The sequence below is a fragment of the Candidatus Omnitrophota bacterium genome, assembly GCA_016209275.1.
GTDB lineage: Bacteria > Omnitrophota > Gorgyraeia > Aquiviventales > Aquiviventaceae > JACQWM01.
Genome location: JACQWM010000039.1, coordinates 14,081 through 31,106, shown reverse-complemented (window position 1 = coordinate 31,106; position 17,026 = coordinate 14,081). Strand labels below are relative to the sequence as shown.

The following is a 17,026-nucleotide window of genomic DNA, read 5'->3' as shown; positions in this document are numbered from 1 at the left end:
GTTGTATGCGCGGCAAGGATCCACGGCGACCACCGATCCTGCTGAAGCCGCCGCGCTCATGGGGGCGGTGTCTTCCCAATGGGTGCTGCGGGATCTGAATGCCGTCGCACAGAGCCTGAAGCGCCGCCCCACCGTCGATAGCCACCGCATCGGCATCGTGGGATTTTCCATGGGCGGCACATTCGCCCTGACCCAGGCCTGCCATAATTCTGATCTCAAAGCCGCGGTCATGTTCTACGGAAAAATTCCTCCGCCGGAGAGCTTCAAATACGTGCTGTGCCCTCTGCTGTACCACTGGGCGGAGCAGGATGGGTGGATTCCCGCGCGGGACGTAGAGCAGTTGCGCGATGGGCTCGCCGCGGCTCAGCGGCCGTGCGAAATTGTGCGCTATCCCGGCTGCCAGCATGGTTTTTTCAACGAGAGGCACCCGGAGGTGTACAATAAGGACGCTGCCAACCGCGCCTGGCAGAAGACGCTGGCGTTTTTGGCACAGCATGTGCGATAAATGGATCTTCAGGCGAAAAAAATAGCGCTACGCAAAATCCCGCATGGTGTCTACATTGTTGGAGTCAAGAACGGCTCGCACGTCAACGCCTTCACTGGCACCTGGTTCACGCAAGTCTCCTTTACGCCGCCGCTCGTCGCGCTGGGCATTAAGAAAGACTCCCATTCCTTTGAGATGATCCGGCAGGGCCGTGTGTTTTCCGTGAACCTGCTTGGGAAAGACCAAAAATCCGTGGCCGAGCATTTCGTCAAGCCGGCGACGGTCGTCGGTGAGAAACTCAACGACGTGAAGCATCGCTTCGGCAAGACTGGGGCGCCGATTTTAGACGAGGCGATCGCCTATGTGGAATGCGAAGTCCGCGAAATTGCCAATGAGGCCGGCGACCACGCCGTCGTGATCGGGGAAGTGGTGGAAGCCGGTGTCGCCAAAGATGAGCCGGCCCTCACGCTGATGGATACCGGATGGCATTACGGAGGGTAAACCTTGCCCTGATAGTGGCGTCGCTCGTGACGATCGCCACAGCCGCGCAGGCGGCGCACGAAGAGCCGAGCATGATCCATGGTTTAAGCAAGGTTGTTGGCGGCGTGCTCTTTGAACTGCCAAAAACCGTCATTGAAGCCACGGCAAATGAGCCGGTTATCATCGGCCCCATCGTCGGGGTGCTCGCAGGAACATCCCGCGCCATCCAGACCACGGTGGCTGGCGTTGTCGAGATGGCGGCTGCATTCGACCCATGGGGGATCAAATCAACAGACTGACTCGGATTAGCGTTTTGGTGATCGGCGTTGTGGCCATGCAGTGGTGTCTGGGAACGCCGTCGGCGGATGCCAATATCGTTCGAGGGCTCGCCGAGGTCGTCGCAGGCGTCTTCGCTCTGCCGATGGGCATCATCCAGGGGACCTTCAGCGGCCCGCCGGTCCTGGGCACCGTCGTCGGCGCGGTCAGCGGCACCATTAACACCGTGACCCTGGTCGCCGGGGGGGCGATGGATATTGTCAGCGGCGTGATTCCCCTCGCGCAGGCCGCCGCCCCCTTCGTACTGCCGTTTCTGTTCTAATTCACTTCTAGCTGATGATGACCTCCACGAAACTGCAAACGTATGCCAGCTTCGTCAAGCTCGAGCATGCGATGTTTTCGCTGCCGCTGATTTTTGCCGGAGCACTGCTGCGGCTGCGCCATTGGCCGGATGCGTTGACGACGGTGCTCGCGCTGTTGGCGGCCGTCGGCGCGCGCGCCATGGGCATGGGGATGAACCGGCTGATCGACGCGGAGATTGACGCGCGCAATCCCCGAACCCGGCACCGCGAGCTGCCGCGCGGGGTGATGACGCGCAACGAAGCCTGGGGGCTGGTGGTGGGTGCCGGGGTCCTCTACCTTATCTGCGCGGCACTCATTGCGCCGATCTGCCTGTGGCTCTCGCCGATCCCCGTCCTGCTTTTCGCGGTCTATCCGCACCTGAAGCGGTTCACGTCGCTAGCGCACGTCGGTTTGGGCCTGGCCTGGTCGACCGCGCCGGTGGCCGGATGGCTTGCCGCGTCAAAATCTCTGCAGGGGATCGGCGAAGTCTCGTGGCTGTGGCTCTTTGCCGTGCTCTGGGTGGCCGGCTTCGACATCATCTATGCGACGATGGATGAGGCGTTTGACCGCGCCGAGGGGTTGCACGCGCTGCCGGCTCGCCTCGGCAAGGCCAAAGCTCTGCAGACGGCGCTTGTGCTGCACATCTGGGCGTTTGTGGCGTTGGCGAGTCTTTGGCGCGGGCAGCTGCATACGGGGGCGTCGCTCTGGTGGCTGCTGGCGATTGGGGTGGCGTTCATCTGGCAGCACGCCATCGCCGACCGCAACCCCGAGTTCGCGTTTTTTAAACTGAACGGGCTCATCGGATTTCTCGTCTTCGGCATGGTCTGGTCTGGCTCACGCTCATGGTGGTAGCCGAGCGCCCGCCGCGCTCGGCATTCTGACCGAGCCGGCACAATCCGCGCTGGCGAGGAAATGCCGCGGGATGCGGATCACGCGGCCGCGTCGACCATGATGGTCGACGCTTCAGGGGGGAATTTCTATGAGGATCATTGTGGGCATGACAGGGGCGTCGGGGGCGGCGGTTGGGGTGGATTTCCTCAGACGCTGTCCGGCGGAGAAGTATCTCATTCTGACGAAGTGGGGCCGATACGTGCTGAAGGAAGAAACCGGGCTGACCGAGCATCATCTGGCTGAGCATGTGAAGAAGAGCTTCTCCGACGACGATTTAGCCGCCCCCTTTTCATCCGGCTCGAATCCGTTTGATGCGCTGGTGATTCATCCGTGCTCAGTCTCGACGATGGCCAAAATCGCCTGCGGCATCGCCGATACGCTGCTAACACGCATCGCCCATGTCGCGCTCAAAGAGCGGCGCAGGTTGATCGTTTGCGTGCGCGAGACCCCGCTCTCAACGATTCATCTAGAGCAGGCCGCCAAACTCTCGCAGGCAGGTGCGATCATCATGCCGATCTCGCCGCCGTTTTACCACAAGCCGCAGTCGATTGAGGAGATGACCGCCCAATTCAACGACAAGCTCCTCAGCCTCCTTGGGTTTGAAGCTTCCCTCGCCTGGAGATCAGAAGCGCTTGAGTAATCGATGCATCAACGAGGAGGTAGAAGATGGAGTTTTTGACGATCCAAGACCTAAAGCTCAATACCGCGAAAGTTGTCAATCGGCTGACCAAGCGAGGATGGGTCATTATCCTGAATCATGGCAAGCCGAAAGCGGCGCTCATGCCGTTAACTGAGGCTGATATCGAAGACATGATTCTCAAGAGTCCATCATTCTTGAAGTCGCTCCGGGCTGCGCAGTTGAAATATCGCAAGAAGCTTCGTTCGTAAGCCGCATTTCCCACCGAATGAGTGGCTTGCAAACCTTTCTAACGCTGCTGGAGCAGCACGGGGAGCTCAAGCGCGTTCGGGTCGAGGTGGACCCGGAGCTTGAGATCACCGAAATTGCCGCACGGGTGGTCAAGGAGCAAGGGCCAGCACTCTTGTTTCAGCGGATGAAGGGCTCGGCCATTCCGCTGGCGATCAACATCCTCGGCTCAGATAAGCGCATCGAGCTCGCCCTGGGTCGGCATCCGCAGCAAGTCGCGGCAGAAATCAAGCGCTTGATCGAGATTGCGATGCCGCCGCGGCCAAAGGCGTTACTCAAAGAATGGCGCACCGTCGGGCGCGTGCTGGCTATGCCCCCGAAAAAAGTCAACACAGCGGTGTGCCAGCAGATCGAAGAAGCTCCGGATCTGACTCGGCTTCCGGCGCTGAAATGCTGGCCCAAAGATGCCGGCCGATTTCTGACCTGCGGCTTGGTCTTGACGCACGACCCTGACACCGACGTGCGCAACCTGGGCGTCTACCGCATGCAAGTGGTGGCACCGGATCAAGTGCTGATGCACTGGCAGATCCAAAAAGGCGGCGGCTTCCACTATTGGAAGGCTGAGCAGCAGGGCAAGGCGCTGTCGGTGTCGATCAGCATCGGGACGGATCCCATCCTCTATATCGCCGCCGTGGCCCCGCTGCCTGAAGGTGTTGATGAAATCGCCTTCGCGGGATTTTTGAGCGGCAAGCGCGTGCCGATCGTCCTTGGAAAAACCGGCACAACCGTCGCTCCATCCGATGCCGAGATCGTGCTCGAGGGACTCGTGCCGCCGGATGAGCGGATGGATGAGGGCCCCTTCGGCGACCACTTCGGCCACTACTCGCATCCCAAGCCATGCCCGGTGATGTGGGTGCAATCGGTGACGCACCGGGCCAATCCAATCTATCTTGCTGCGGTCGTGGGCAAACCTCCTCAAGAAGATAAATATATCGGCAACGCGGTCCAGGAAATCATGCTGCCGATGGTCAAACTCATCCACCCGGAGATCAAAGATCTCTGGTCCTACTACGAAGCCGGCTTCCATAGCCTGGCGGTGGCATCGGTGCAGCAGCGATTCGGCAAGGAAGGGGTGAAGGCGGCGTTGGGTTTGCTCGGCACCGGGCAGATGGCGCTGACCAAATGCATCGTGCTGGTAGATGCGGATGTGGATGCGCGGGATTTTGCTGCCGTGCTGCGGGCGATTCGTCGGCACTTCGATCCGTCGAAGGACTTCCTCTTGCTTCCCGGGGTCCCATTTGATACGCTGGATTTCACCAGCTTCACCCTCAATCTGGGCAGCAAGATGGTGATCGATGCGACCCAGGGCGGGGAGCCTACAGTCCCGAACGCGGTGTCGATCACCGACGCCCAGGCCAAGTCACTTCACCCCAAGATCACACGCGCGCGTCTGCTGGAAGAGGCGCTGTTGATCGTGCAGGTCGAAGGGACGGGGCGCGAGGTGATCGATCGGCTCGTCGGCGCCCTACCGCTGGCCGGAGTGAAACTGATCGCCGCGGTCAGCCCGGACGTGAATCTGGACGACCCGGAGAGTTTTCTCTGGGGGATCTTCACGCGGTTTGATCCGGCGCGCGACATCATCTTTGCAAAGAGTGAGCTGCATGGGGCCTGGCCGGTGCACCGCGGCTGCTTAGGCATCGACGCCACGTTTAAGCAGGGCTATCCTGAGACCATTGAAATGGATCCTCGCATCGTGAAACTCGTCGACTCAAAATGGCATCAATATTGGACCGCGTAACGCAAAAAGTTCAGAACAACGAGCGCCTCACGCGCGATGATGCGCTTGAGTTGTTTGCCACCGGCGATATCATCCGGCTCTGCCGCCTGGCTGATCAGGTCAAGCGCGCGCGTTGGAGTGATCGCGCCCACTTCGTCGTCAATCGGCAGATCAATCCGTCCAACATCTGCGTGCTTTCCTGCAAATTCTGCGACTTCGCCACCAAGCGGGGCCGGCCCAACGCCTATGAGATGACGATTGAAGAAATTATCAGCCGCTGCAACAGCGAGCTGCGCGAAGTCCACATCGTCGGGGGGCTGCATCCTGACTGGACGTGGGACTACTACATTGAAATGTTCCAAGCGATCAAATCGAATTTCCCCCAGATCCAGATCAAGGCGTGGACCGCGGTCGAGATCGACTACTTCTCGAAAAAATTCCGGCTCACCATCGAGCAAGTGCTGCTGCAATTTAAGGAGGTGGGCCTTGCCGCATTGCCTGGCGGCGGCGCTGAAGTCTTCTCTGAGCGAGTCCGCAAGGCGCTGTTTCCCTTTAAGATCGGAGCCTCTCGTTGGCTAGAGATTCATAAAACCGCGCATCGGCTCGGCATTCCCACAAATTCAACCCTGCTCTACGGTCACATGGAAACGCATGAAGAGCGCGTGGATCACATGCTCAAGCTGCGGGCGCTCCAGGATGAGACGAATGGGTTTATGAGCTTTATTCCGCTGGCGTATCAAACCGGCAACACGCGGCTGGTGGTGCGCCAAGCCTCGGCGATCGAAGATCTGAAGACGATCGCGATTTCACGGCTGCTGCTCGATAATTTTCCCCACATCAAGGCCTACTGGGTCACGATGGGGGAGGAGATTGCGTCGGTAGCACTCCACGCGGGCGCTGATGACATTGACGGAACAATCGGCGAAGAGAAGATCATGCATGCGGCCGATGCGGCTTCTCCGGTGAGTGTTACGCGCGGCCATTTAGTCGACATGATTCGGGAGGCCGGATGCGTTCCGGTTGAGCGAGATGCCCTCTACAACACCCTCAACGTCTACGACCATAGCGACAGTGCCGTATCTCAATAGCGCGCCCTTTTTTCGAGGGCTCGCGTTGGGGGAAGGGCACGGACTTTTGGCGTCGGTGCCGCGCGAGCTCGGAGCCAAGGCGGCCGCCGGCACCATCTCGGCCGGCCTGCTGCCGGTCGTCGACTATTTTCGACTTGAAGATCAATTGCAGCGCGTCGGTCCCTTCGGCATTGCCGTTCGCGGTCGTGTGCGCAGCGTGATGCTCTTTTCCCGGCGGCCCATCCGGCAGCTTGAGGGTGCCACGATTGCCGTCACCGAGGAGACATCCACCTCTGCGGTGCTGCTGCGTCTGCTGCTGGAGCAGCGCTACAAGCTGGCGCCAAAGGCGTATACCAAAGGACAGCCCCCAGACGCTGAGGCGCTGTTGCTCATCGGCGATCAGGCGCTGAAGATTCAGCAGACGAACACCATGTATCCGTATGAAATTGATCTTGCCTTTGAATGGTGGCTCTGGCAGCATCTGCCGTTTACGTTTGCGGTGTGGGCCATCCGCAAGGATGCTGCCGCCGAGGAGAAAAAATCGCTGGAGCTGGCCCTCTCCCGCGCGCTCGGCGTCAACAGCCGAGAGCTCAACGTCATCGCCCAAGAGCATGAGAAAACGCTGGGCATCCCAGCCGCCGAGCTTCAGGCGTATCTGTCCGGCTTCATTTATCGGTTGAGCCAACCCGAGGAAGAAGGCATCGCGCGATTCCGGAGTTTAGTTGATGAGCATCATCTGCTCTGAGTCGATTGAGCAAAAAATTCTGTCCGGCGCGCGCCTGACCCGCGAAGAAGGGCTGTGGCTGTGGCAGCACGGGGATTTGATGGAGCTGGCCCATCTGGCCAACATCGCGCGCTTCCGTCACAATCCTGAGCCGGTGGTCACCTTCGTCATCGACTCCAACCCGAACTACACTAATGTCTGCATTACCGACTGCGTCTTCTGCGCGTTCTACCGCAAGCCAGGCCATGCGGAAGGCTACACGCTGACCATTGAGCAGGTGATGGAGAAAGTCCAGAAGGCGGCGGATCTGGGGGCCACGACCGTGCTGCTGCAGGGCGGGCATCATACGCAGATTCCGCTTGAGTACTACCTTGCGCTGATTCGTGAAACCAGACGCAGATTTCCGCAGATCACCCCCCACTTTTTCAGCGCCTCTGAAATTACGAATATGGCTCAAGTGTCTAGTCTGACGATTCGCGAAGTCCTCGAGAAGCTCAAAGAGGCCGGGCAGTTCACTCTCCCCGGCGGCGGAGCCGAGATTCTCTCTGATCGGATTCGCCGACGGCTCGCACCGAAGAAGGGCGGGGCAGACGCCTGGCTGACGGTGCACCGCCAGGCGCATCAGCTCGGATTCACATCGACCGCGACGATGATGTTTGGCCACATTGAAGAAGATGAGGACATCCTGGAGCATCTGGAGCAGATCCGGGCCCTGCAAGATGAAACCAGCGGCTTCACCGCCTTCGTGCCGTGGACATTTAAGCCGGGCAATACGCCGCTGATCAAGCACATCAAGCAGCATGCCGGCCCGACCGCCTACTTGAGGATGATCGCGTTTTCACGGCTGTATCTCGACAATTTCCAGCACATCCAAGCCTCCTGGTTTTCCGAAGGCAAGAAAACCGGCCAGATCGCGATGCACTTTGGCGCGGATGACTTCGGCGGCACGTTGTTTGAGGAAAACGTCCACGCGGCCACCGGCTTCGTCAACAAGACCGCCGTCGATGAAATCATCACCATCATCAGTGATGCCGGCTTCACCCCTGCCCAGCGCACGACCCTTTACGACATCCTCCGCCGCTTCGAACCTGTCTTCCAACCGATATCAGATATCAAACAGGCATTTGATATCTGATATCGCCTTGAGGTTGTGATGCTGGACTGGGAAGATATTGTTAAGCGTTCGCTGAGTGGTGAGGCTGTTAGTCGCCAGGAGGTGAGGGCTATTCTCGACCTATCCGACGAGGAAGTACCCCAGCTGCTGGCGGCGGCATTTGAAGTGCGCAAGGCCACCTTCGGCAAGCGAGTGAAGATTTGCGTGCTGCAAAATGCGCGCAGCGGCTTGTGCGAAGAAGATTGCCACTACTGCTCGCAGTCTTCGGTCTCCTCGGCCAAGATCGACAAATATCCGTTGATGTCTAAGGAGCAGCTCCTTGAAGGCGCGCAGCGCGCGGCGTCGTCAGGGGCGAAGCGCTACTGCATGGTCGCGAGCGGCCGCGGGCCAGCGGATGATGAAGTCGAGCATTTCTGCGAGGTGACGCGCGAGATCCGCAACCGGTTTCCGATGGAAATTTGCGTTTGCCTCGGCCTGCTGACCGAGGAGCAGGCGCTCAGGCTGAAAGACGCTGGCGTCGGCTGGGTCAACCACAACCTCAATACGAGCGAGCGATTTTATCCGGAAATTTGCGGCACGCACACCTATGAAGATCGCGTGCGGACGATCAAAAACGTCCAGAAGGCTGGGCTGCTAACCTGCAGCGGCGGCATCATCGGCATGGGTGAAACCGACGACGACATCATCGACATGGCGTTTGCGTGCCGACTCATCGGCATGGATTCCATTCCGATCAACTTTTTGCATCCGATCAAGGGCACGCCGATGGAAACGCTGAAGCTGCTGACCCCGATGAAATGCTTGAAGGTGCTGTGCCTGGTGCGCTTCCTCAATCCGAAGAGCGAAATCCGCGCGGCCGGCGGCCGCGAGGTGAATCTGCGTTCGTTGCAGCCGCTCGCACTCTATCCTGCGAACTCGATTTTTGTCGAAGGGTATCTGACGACGCCGGGCCAGCAAGCCGAGCAAGCCCGCCAAATGATCGAAGACATGGGCTTTGAACTGGAAATGCCGAGCGATATCAGATATGAAAGTGTCGTTTGATATCTGATATGAAACCGCCTTTTGATATCAGATATGAAACGGGCATTTGATATCTGATATCGTACTTGGAGGAGAGATGGCGCAACGGTGGATCGTGACGGCGTTGGGGAAGGATCGACCGGGGATCGTCGCGGGTGTGGCGAAAATCCTCTACCGGCTTGGCTGCAATCTGGAGGATTCAGCCATGACGCGGCTGGAGAGCGAATTCGCCGTCATGCTCATCTTCTCCACCAAGGCCAAGACCAGCGAGGCGGCGCTGCGTAAGGCCTTTGCGCCGCTGCAGCGGAATCTTCAGCTCGCCGTGCATCTAAAGCCCTTGACCGCGCAAGAAACGCGAACGCCGAAGAAGCGCAGCAATACGCAGTTGATTTCGGTCTACGGAGCCGACAAGCCGGGAATTGTGTTTCGGATCTCGGACGCGTTGGCCCGCGCCGGTGTGAACATCACGGATGTGCACACCCATCGCAGCGCCGGAGACGGCCCATCGCTGTATTTGCTGCTGCTTGAAGTAGAGCTGCCGCCTCGCGTCTCATCAGCCGCGCTGGAAGGGCGCCTGAAGGTCTTGGGCAAGTCCCTCGGTGTCCAGACCAGCCTTCGTTCTTCCTCCCCCGACGTTCTCTAGCCTCATGTCTGTTCTGGCGATCAGGAGATTCCCTGATCCGATTCTGAAGCAACCGACACGGTTAGTTGAGCGCATCGACGATCAAGTACGGCAGCTGATTGAGTCAATGGTTCAGACCATGCGGCACTATCCGCATTGCGTGGGGTTAGCAGCACCCCAGGTAGGCAGCAATCTGGCCGTGGCGGTGATGGATATTTTAGCGCACCCGAAAGGGCAGGGCGGCCATGGGCTGATCGTGCTGGTGAATCCGCGGATTGATCACGTCGAAAAATTCACGATTCAGCGAGAAGGCTGCTTATCGGTCCCAGATTTTACAGCGAATGTGCGACGAGCGATGATGGTGCGCGTCAAGGCCCAGGATGAAACAGGGGCTGCACGGGTATGGCGTTTGGAAGGATTTGAAGCAATTGTCGCCCAGCACGAAGTCGACCATCTCGATGGGAAATTGTTCCTCGACCGTGTGGCAAATCTTACGACTGATTTATTTCGCCGCAAGACCTACCTTTAATTCGATATCAGATATGAAATGGCCATTTCATATCTGATATCGCCTCAGCTTTTAAGAGGTTCGATGACGGAGAGGCGGGGGATGGTTGAAATCAGGCCGGCGGAGTGGGCGCGGGCGAACAGTTCGCGCATGGCGGCTCGGCAGGGTTTGGAGAGTGTGAGCGACTCTTCGTTGACGTACATGCCGATGAATTGGCGCGAGCGATTTGGATCGGTGCCCCGACCGAATTGCATCGCATACGCCAGCGCGTCATCCTGATGCGCGAAGGCGTACAAGATGCTGTCCCGCAGAATCGTCGTGGCCTGCTGCGCGACGTTTCGTTTGAGGGATTTCTTCACCGCGTTTAATCCTAAGGGCAGCGGCAATTTTGTCTGCTGTTGCCACCAGATCCCCAAATCAAGAATCGGCAGCAGCCCGGCGTCATGGTAAGTCAGCTGCCACTCATGGATGACGAGCCCGGCATCCACCAGCCCATCCAGCACGGCCTGGGGAATTTGATGGAAGGGCACATCGACCGGCTCAAAACTCTGCACGGCCAGCCGCAGCAGCATGTACGCGGTCGTGTGTTGGCCGGGAATGGCGATGCGCTTGCCTTGAAGGTCCTGCGGCGTATAGCCATGCTTTGAGACGACCAACGGCCCGTAGCCTTGAGCCACGCTCGATCCTACCGACACGATCCAATACTGGTCCGCCAGCGACGGGTAGCTCGCCGTGGAAATGGCGGTCATGTCGAGCTCGCCGCGCAGCGCTCGCTGGTTGAGGGTTTGGATGTCTTCGATCACGTGCTCAAAGCGTAGGCCATTCATGGGGATGTGGCCGCCGCCAACACCATAGAACATGAACGCGTCGTCCATGTCCGGCGTATGCCCGACTCGGATCGTTCTAGGCCCACTCTTCATAGTGGAGTTTATCCTTCGGAACCCCGAAACCTTCCAGATCTCGGCAGACGGACTTAATCACTTCGCTCCAGCCGCAGAGATACAGTTCCTTCTTGGTGGAATCTTTCACATATTTCTGAAACGTCTGCTGCACGTGGCCGACCTCGCCGTGCCAGTCTTTCGGGCGGCTCACCGTCGGATAATAATGAAAGTTGCGCCGGGCACTGGCCCATTGCCGGAACTCCGATTCGTACAGCAGCGAATGCTCATAGCGCGTCCCGAAAAACAGCGAGATGTCCCCGGGGAAATTTTTGTAAAGCAGGTGGCGGATCATCGCGCGCAGGGGAGCCACACCCGTGCCGGTGGCGATGAACACCGGTTCATAATCCCACGGCTCCTTCAGCAAGAATTTCCCGTGCGGGCCGGAGAGCGAGATGGGTTCGCCGCCCTTGAGATTCCAAAAATAGGTGGAGGCGATGCCCGCCTCGACATGCTGGATGCACAGCTCGATGGTGGCCGGCTCATGAGGCGGGGAGGCGATAGAATAGGCCCGTTTGATCACGGCGCCGTTCTTGGGCACGTTGATAATCACGAACTGCCCGGCCTGAAACTCAATTGTCGGCGGCTCAACAAGCTTGATGCGAAAGCTTCGCACGTTGTGCGCAAGCGACTCGACCTGCTCGAGAACCCCGCGGAAATTCATCGCTGGCATGAGGGTATTGGAAAGTATTCATCGCGTTCGGGCGGTATTCTATCAAACCTTGACGGCCAAAGAAAGGTTTGTTACGGTACGGCGAAGCTCTATGGCCCCTCGCGCACAACGCCTGCAACGATTTCAGCGACGGCTGCTCGCCTGGTACCGCGTGCATCAGCGGGACCTGCCGTGGCGCAAGACGCGCGACCCGTACAAGATCCTGGTCTCGGAAATCATGCTCCAGCAGACGCAAGTCGATCGCGTCGCCCCCAAGTATGAGGAATTTCTGCGGCGGTACCCGACGCTTCAAGCGCTAGCCAAGGCGAAGACCGCCGAGCTGCGCCGTGTGTGGTATCCGCTGGGCTACAACATCCGCCCCATGCGGCTGAGAAACATTGCGCGGCAGACGGTGCGGCAGCACAACGGCAGGCTCCCGGATTCCCGCGACGGGCTGCTCGCGATGGAGGGGGTCGGCGAGTACACCGCCGGGGCGGTGCTGACGTTTGCCTTTGAGCAAGATGAGCCGATGCTCGATACGAACATCATGCGGCTGCTGGCGCGATATTTCGGGATCAAGGGCGAGGCGAAGAAGGGGCCAACGCAGCGTCGGCTGTGGCAGCTGGCCGAGGCGGTGATTCCAAAAGGGCAGGGCTACGACATCAACCAAGCGATGATGGATTTCGGCGCGATGGTCTGCACCGCCCGAGCCCCTCGCTGCGCGTCCTGCCCTTTGCGAGAGACCTGCCGCAGCTACCCCTGGCAACCCTCAAGGCGATATCAGATATGAAATGGCCATTTCATATCTGATATCGAACTGAGGGGATGAGAAGGAAGAGAAGAATCCACGCGGCTGTCGCGGTCATTACGCGGCGGGGGCGTATCCTCATTTGCCAGCGCCATCACCGCGATTCCTTCGGCGGCCTGTGGGAGTTTCCCGGCGGAAAACGGGAGCCGAGGGAATCATGGGAAGCGTGCCTCCGGCGTGAACTGTTTGAGGAAATCGGCGTGGCGGTGCGGGGCATCCGCACCTATGGCTGGATGCGCCACGAGTTTCATGACGGCATCGTGGTGTTCAAGGTGTTTCGGTGCCTGATCGCCGCGGGCCGTCCGCGGCCGCTGGATGCCCGCGCGCTGCGGTGGGTGGCCCCTCGGCAGCTGCTCCGCTACGAGTTTCCGCCCGCCAACCGCCGGTTGGTGGCGCGTTTAGCTGGCGGTTGACAGCGTCGAGTGGTATAATCGCACAACGGCTGAAGAGGAGGATTCGCATGATTACATTAACGGCTCCAGCGGCTCAGGAAGTCAAGCGTCTGATTGAGAAAGAGCAGAAGCCGAATCTCGGCTTGCGCATCGGGATCAAGGGCGGCGGCTGCTCCGGCATGACCTATGTGCTGGCCATCGATGAGGCGACGCCGAAGCAGTATGACACGGTGTTCGAGCAGGACGGGGTCAAGATCGTGATCGATGCCAAGAGCCATCTGTATCTTGATGGCACGACCATTGATTTCAAGACCAACTTGATGGGCGGGGGATTCGAGTTCAACAACCCGCTGGCGAAGAAAACCTGCGGTTGCGGCACGTCGTTCACCGCCTAACCTCAACGATTGCAGGTTCTCGACGCCTGATCCTTCTGCTCCGCAGGAAGAGCCAATAGTCCTTACCGTCCAGCAAGCCAATGCGCTCTTACCGAAGATTGCGCCGCTCCTTCAGCAATTGCAGGCCTTGCAGCGCTCCCTGATCTCAACCAATGAGCAGATCGAAGAGGCCAACCGCAGAGTTTCCGGCGGCAACGGCTATCCGATCGAGGCGCTGAAGCAGCAGATTCGCGAGCTGACGACGCATCAGCTCCAGCTCATCGAGAGCTTCCACTCAGCGCTCAGCCAATTGCAGGAGCTGGGGGCGTGGGTGAAGGATCTGCAGATGGGGCTCGTGGATTTTTATGGGATACGGAATGGGGAATATATCTGGCTGTGCTGGAAACTCGGAGAAGAACGCGTGGCCTACTGGCATCCGCTGGACGAAGGGTATGCCAACCGGCAACCGCTGTGATGAGAGTGATTGAGTGAGAAAGTGAGTAAGGGGATGCTGGAACAACTACAACATTTGCCGGCGTGGGCCAACCAGTTACTCTGGTCGGCCGCGATCCTCGGCGTGTCCTACCTGGTCGGCCGGTTCATGGCGCGGAGGATCTGCCAGCGCCTATCGGCTGTGGCAGCCAAGACGGCATGGAAATGGGATGAGTATGTCGTTGAGGCGCTGCAGCGCGGCATTCCCCTTTGGAGCCTCTTCCTGGGGTTCTACATCGCCGTCGGTTTGTGGAATCTCTCCGGATCCATCGTCACCGGGATCCACCGCGCAATTTACGTGGTCCTTTGGCTGTCGGTCACGTTCGTGTGCGCCGGGTTGGCCGGCAAGCTGGTCGTGCTCTACGGCAGCCAATTCCAGCACGCCATGCCGGTGACCAGCCTCACGCAAAATATCGCCAAGATCCTCATCACCCTGCTAGGGGTGCTGATGATCTTGCACAGCCTGGGCATTTCGATCGCTCCGCTGCTGACCGCATTGGGCGTGGGCGGGTTAGCCGTGGCTCTAGCGCTGCAGGATACGCTCTCCAACCTCTTCGCCGGATTTTATTTGACCGTGGAGAAACGCGTCCGGATGGGGGATTACATCAAGCTCAACAGCGGCGAAGAAGGGTATATTGAAGACATCGGCTGGCGGGCGACGCGCATCCGCATGCTGGCCAACAACACCATCCTTGTTCCCAACAGCAAGCTCGCCCAGGCCAACATTACGAACTTCAATTTGCCCAGCCGCGATTTAGCGGTCTTGGTGGAGGTGGGGGTTGATTACAGCAGCGATCTCTCACATGTTGAGCGCGTGACGGCTGAGGTGGGCCGTGACGTGATGAAGACCGTCGCCGGCGGAGTGCCGATGTTTGAGCCGTTCATCCGCTACCATACCTTTGGCGACTGGAGCATCCAGTTGACGGTCATCTTGCGCGCCAACGAATTCGTGGATCAATATCTCATTAAACATGAGTTCATCAAGCGGCTGCATGTTCGGTATCGGCAGGAGGGAATCACCATTCCATTTCCGACGCAAACCACCGTGTATAGCAAGCTCCCAGGCGCCCCTGATGTATGACTTGGTGCTCTTCGACCTGGGCGGCGTGGTGGTGGAAGTGAATTCGGATCAGCTCCTCCACCATGTCGCGCAGCTGACCGGCAAGTCCTTCGAAGAGGTCCAGGCGGTCATCTACCACAAGGACCTGCTGCTGCCCTTTGAGCTGGGACGGATCACGCCCCAGGCGTACTATGAGGGGCTGAAGGCGCAGCTGGCATTCTCCTGGACGTATGAGCAATTCGTGCGCGCTTGGAACAGCCTCTTTATTGAAAATACCGATGTCACCCAGCTGATGGAGCGGTTGCAGAAGCGGCATACGCTGATCGCCCTCTCCAACACGAACCGGCTGCACCTGATGCATATCCAGCAGCATTTTCCGTCGCTCACGGTGTTTCATGACTGGATCGCCTCCTCTGATGTGGGCATGCGAAAGCCTGATCCGGAGATTTATCACCTGGCGGTTCGGCGAGGGGGGGCGCGCGTTGAGCGGACCATCTACATCGATGACCGGCCCGAGCTGGTTCAGGCCGGGCGGAACGTGGGCTTGCAGGCGATTCGTTTCGAAAACAGCCAGCAGCTTGAGGAAGAACTCAGGGCTCTGGGAGTGAATGTGTAATGCGCAGCGATCGGGGCGCAATCATAATGATGTATTGACAAGCGCGTTGTCACCTGCGAAGATGGCACAGTATTCATGGCCATCCAGAGAACCAGGGGACGAGCCGCCAGGTGGTGCGTCGCGACGTTAGTCGTGGCGCTATTTCTTTCTGGGCCGTCCGTGCCGGCTCAGGAGACGGAGAGCGAAGTCCCGGCGCGCGAGACGGCCGCGAAGACGAAAGCCAAGCAGGTCGCTGAGGAAGCGCGCGCCAGGCTCGCGGTTGAGACGCGTGAGCCGGTCACCTTCGCGCAGGTCCTCGCCGATTCCGACAACATCGATCTGAACTTCCGCTACGCCAAAGCCCAGGTGGCGCGCGGCGATGTGCTGGGCGCGGCCGCCACCCTGGAACGCATCCTCCTGCTCGATCCGAGTCTCGCTCATGTGCGGCTCTTCTATGGGATCGTGCTCTTCCGCCTCGACAACCTCGATGAAGCCGAGCGCACGCTCAAGGGGATCCGCGATCAGCCGATGCCAAGCTCCCTCCGCCAGGAAATCGACGACTATCTCCGTCAGATCCGGCGGCGGCGGCAAGCCACGCGATGGTCGTCCAGCCTGAGCCTCGGGTACGGGTTCGACACGAACCGCAACGCCTCTCCCTCCTCGAAGCATCGGCTCTTCAGCGATGCGGCGCTGGGGGTTCCGGACAGTTCCAAGAAACGGCGAGACACCAGCCTCTTGGTCATTCAGAACATCGATGTCGCGCATGACCTCGGCGTTCAAGCCGGCCACCAGCTCATCGGCTCCTTCAACTACTTTCTCGGGGAGCAAACGGCTGCGGATGACCTGGATCTGCAGGCATTTGCCTTTGAGGTGGGGGGTGTGTTCAAGCATTGGCTCGCCGAGGCGACGTCGACCGGGTTTTCCGATCACATCATGCTCTCCCGGGAGACGTACCTGCGCACGCGCGGCGTCCGCACGCTCCTCACGCGAAACCTCGCCAAGCGCTTCCAGACGTTCCTCTCGACGGAGTGGGCGCGTGAAGAATACCGGGGGATCACGGAGAACGCGGTGGCCGGCGAGCGCACCGGCGATCGCGTGACCATCAACGGGGGAGGCGAGTATGCGTTGAGCCCCACCATGAGGCTCGCCGGCTCGTTGGCGTATGAGAAAAAGAACGCGAAGGTCGATTACTGGCGGTACGATGGATGGGGGCTGACCGGCAGCCACACGTGGCTGCTGGGTAGGGGGCAGTTTCTCATCAACTCGATCGGCTTTGATGTGAATCTGTATGACGGTCCCGACCGGGCGATCAGCGCGCAGACCCGCCAAGATAAGGAGCTGCGTGTCCGGGTGACGTACGGGGCTCCCCTCGCGCTTTTTGGCGCCGGCAAAATCCTGCCAAAACTGGTCTACGACAATCTGACCGCGACCTTCACCTTTGAGCAATTTCGCGCGTTGTCCAACATCACGAACTACACCTACTCCAATTCGAAGTATCTCATGATGCTGACCAAGAAGGTGGAGTTCTAGCCAAATCGTGGAGGC

General features: G+C 59.3%; 23 protein-coding genes. 21 read left to right on the top strand and 2 right to left on the bottom strand.

Annotated features, from left to right (window positions below):
- The 14 genes from HY737_05530 to def all read left to right on the top strand — a co-directional run.
- Window positions 1-505 (top strand): dienelactone hydrolase family protein (locus tag HY737_05530; GenBank protein MBI4597844.1); only part of this gene is annotated, 505 nt, incomplete at its 5' end.
- Entirely contained in the window at window positions 506-985 is a 480-nt protein-coding gene (locus HY737_05525; GenBank protein MBI4597843.1) for a flavin reductase, read from the top strand.
- Window positions 967-1,263 carry a hypothetical protein gene (locus HY737_05520; protein MBI4597842.1) on the top strand — a complete coding sequence of 99 codons (297 nt, stop codon included), beginning with the start codon at window positions 967-969 and terminating at the stop codon, window positions 1,261-1,263. The genes HY737_05525 and HY737_05520 overlap by 19 nt, the downstream gene beginning before the upstream one ends.
- A gap of 17 nt (window positions 1,264-1,280) precedes the next feature.
- A complete protein-coding gene (locus HY737_05515) occupies window positions 1,281-1,562 on the top strand; it encodes a hypothetical protein (protein MBI4597841.1) in 282 nt (93 codons plus the stop codon).
- A 14-nt stretch (window positions 1,563-1,576) separates the two neighbouring features.
- Window positions 1,577-2,434 carry a UbiA family prenyltransferase gene (locus tag HY737_05510; protein MBI4597840.1) on the top strand — a complete coding sequence of 286 codons (858 nt, stop codon included), beginning with the start codon at window positions 1,577-1,579 and terminating at the stop codon, window positions 2,432-2,434.
- Between the two features lie 127 nt (window positions 2,435-2,561).
- Complete coding sequence (locus HY737_05505; protein ID MBI4597839.1) at window positions 2,562-3,113, top strand: UbiX family flavin prenyltransferase; 552 nt, start codon at window positions 2,562-2,564, stop codon at window positions 3,111-3,113.
- A 26-nt stretch (window positions 3,114-3,139) separates the two neighbouring features.
- On the top strand, window positions 3,140-3,361 hold the full coding sequence (locus HY737_05500) for a type II toxin-antitoxin system Phd/YefM family antitoxin (GenBank protein MBI4597838.1): 222 nt from the start codon (window positions 3,140-3,142) through the stop codon (window positions 3,359-3,361).
- 26 nt (window positions 3,362-3,387) lie between these two features.
- Window positions 3,388-5,136 carry a menaquinone biosynthesis decarboxylase gene (locus HY737_05495; protein ID MBI4597837.1) on the top strand — a complete coding sequence of 583 codons (1,749 nt, stop codon included), beginning with the start codon at window positions 3,388-3,390 and terminating at the stop codon, window positions 5,134-5,136.
- On the top strand, window positions 5,112-6,203 hold the full coding sequence (gene mqnE, locus HY737_05490; protein MBI4597836.1) for an aminofutalosine synthase MqnE: 1,092 nt from the start codon (window positions 5,112-5,114) through the stop codon (window positions 6,201-6,203). The genes HY737_05495 and mqnE overlap by 25 nt, the downstream gene beginning before the upstream one ends.
- Complete coding sequence (locus tag HY737_05485) at window positions 6,187-6,927, top strand: menaquinone biosynthesis protein (GenBank protein ID MBI4597835.1); 741 nt, start codon at window positions 6,187-6,189, stop codon at window positions 6,925-6,927. Before mqnE ends, HY737_05485 begins: the two co-directional genes overlap by 17 nt.
- A complete protein-coding gene (gene mqnC / locus HY737_05480) occupies window positions 6,908-8,041 on the top strand; it encodes a dehypoxanthine futalosine cyclase (protein ID MBI4597834.1) in 1,134 nt (377 codons plus the stop codon). The genes HY737_05485 and mqnC overlap by 20 nt, the downstream gene beginning before the upstream one ends.
- Window positions 8,042-8,059: 18 nt before the next feature.
- Window positions 8,060-9,061 (top strand): biotin synthase BioB, encoded by a 1,002-nt coding sequence (gene bioB, locus HY737_05475; protein MBI4597833.1) that lies wholly within the window; start codon window positions 8,060-8,062, stop codon window positions 9,059-9,061.
- Window positions 9,062-9,137: 76 nt separating this feature from the next.
- Window positions 9,138-9,683: an ACT domain-containing protein gene (locus HY737_05470; GenBank protein ID MBI4597832.1), complete on the top strand. Its 546-nt coding sequence runs from the start codon at window positions 9,138-9,140 to the stop codon at window positions 9,681-9,683.
- 4 nt (window positions 9,684-9,687) lie between these two features.
- On the top strand, window positions 9,688-10,191 hold the full coding sequence (def, locus tag HY737_05465; GenBank protein ID MBI4597831.1) for a peptide deformylase: 504 nt from the start codon (window positions 9,688-9,690) through the stop codon (window positions 10,189-10,191).
- A gap of 44 nt (window positions 10,192-10,235) precedes the next feature.
- Here def and HY737_05460 read toward each other — a convergent pair whose 3' ends face one another.
- On the bottom strand, window positions 10,236-11,090 hold the full coding sequence (locus HY737_05460; GenBank protein ID MBI4597830.1) for an ABC transporter substrate-binding protein: 855 nt from the start codon (window positions 11,088-11,090) through the stop codon (window positions 10,236-10,238).
- Window positions 11,074-11,781 carry a hypothetical protein gene (locus HY737_05455; protein MBI4597829.1) on the bottom strand — a complete coding sequence of 236 codons (708 nt, stop codon included), beginning with the start codon at window positions 11,779-11,781 and terminating at the stop codon, window positions 11,074-11,076. The genes HY737_05460 and HY737_05455 overlap by 17 nt, the downstream gene beginning before the upstream one ends.
- A gap of 91 nt (window positions 11,782-11,872) precedes the next feature.
- Here HY737_05455 and HY737_05450 point away from each other — a divergent pair, with 91 nt between their 5' ends.
- The 7 genes from HY737_05450 (at window position 11,873) to HY737_05420 (ending at window position 17,011) form a co-directional block, all read left to right on the top strand.
- Entirely contained in the window at window positions 11,873-12,550 is a 678-nt protein-coding gene (locus tag HY737_05450) for an A/G-specific adenine glycosylase (protein ID MBI4597828.1), read from the top strand.
- Window positions 12,551-12,585: 35 nt separating this feature from the next.
- Window positions 12,586-12,981, top strand: coding sequence for a (deoxy)nucleoside triphosphate pyrophosphohydrolase (locus tag HY737_05445; GenBank protein ID MBI4597827.1), 396 nt, complete (start codon window positions 12,586-12,588; stop codon window positions 12,979-12,981).
- 47 nt (window positions 12,982-13,028) lie between these two features.
- Window positions 13,029-13,355: an iron-sulfur cluster assembly accessory protein gene (locus HY737_05440; GenBank protein MBI4597826.1), complete on the top strand. Its 327-nt coding sequence runs from the start codon at window positions 13,029-13,031 to the stop codon at window positions 13,353-13,355.
- Between the two features lie 55 nt (window positions 13,356-13,410).
- Window positions 13,411-13,809, top strand: coding sequence for a DUF2203 domain-containing protein (locus tag HY737_05435; GenBank protein MBI4597825.1), 399 nt, complete (start codon window positions 13,411-13,413; stop codon window positions 13,807-13,809).
- 126 nt (window positions 13,810-13,935) lie between these two features.
- Window positions 13,936-14,907, top strand: coding sequence for a mechanosensitive ion channel family protein (locus tag HY737_05430; GenBank protein MBI4597824.1), 972 nt, complete (start codon window positions 13,936-13,938; stop codon window positions 14,905-14,907).
- Window positions 14,900-15,502: an HAD family phosphatase gene (locus HY737_05425; protein MBI4597823.1), complete on the top strand. Its 603-nt coding sequence runs from the start codon at window positions 14,900-14,902 to the stop codon at window positions 15,500-15,502. The genes HY737_05430 and HY737_05425 overlap by 8 nt, the downstream gene beginning before the upstream one ends.
- A gap of 75 nt (window positions 15,503-15,577) precedes the next feature.
- Window positions 15,578-17,011, top strand: a complete 1,434-nt coding sequence (locus HY737_05420; protein MBI4597822.1) for a tetratricopeptide repeat protein — start codon at window positions 15,578-15,580, stop codon at window positions 17,009-17,011.
- Window positions 17,012-17,026 lie beyond the last annotated feature (15 nt).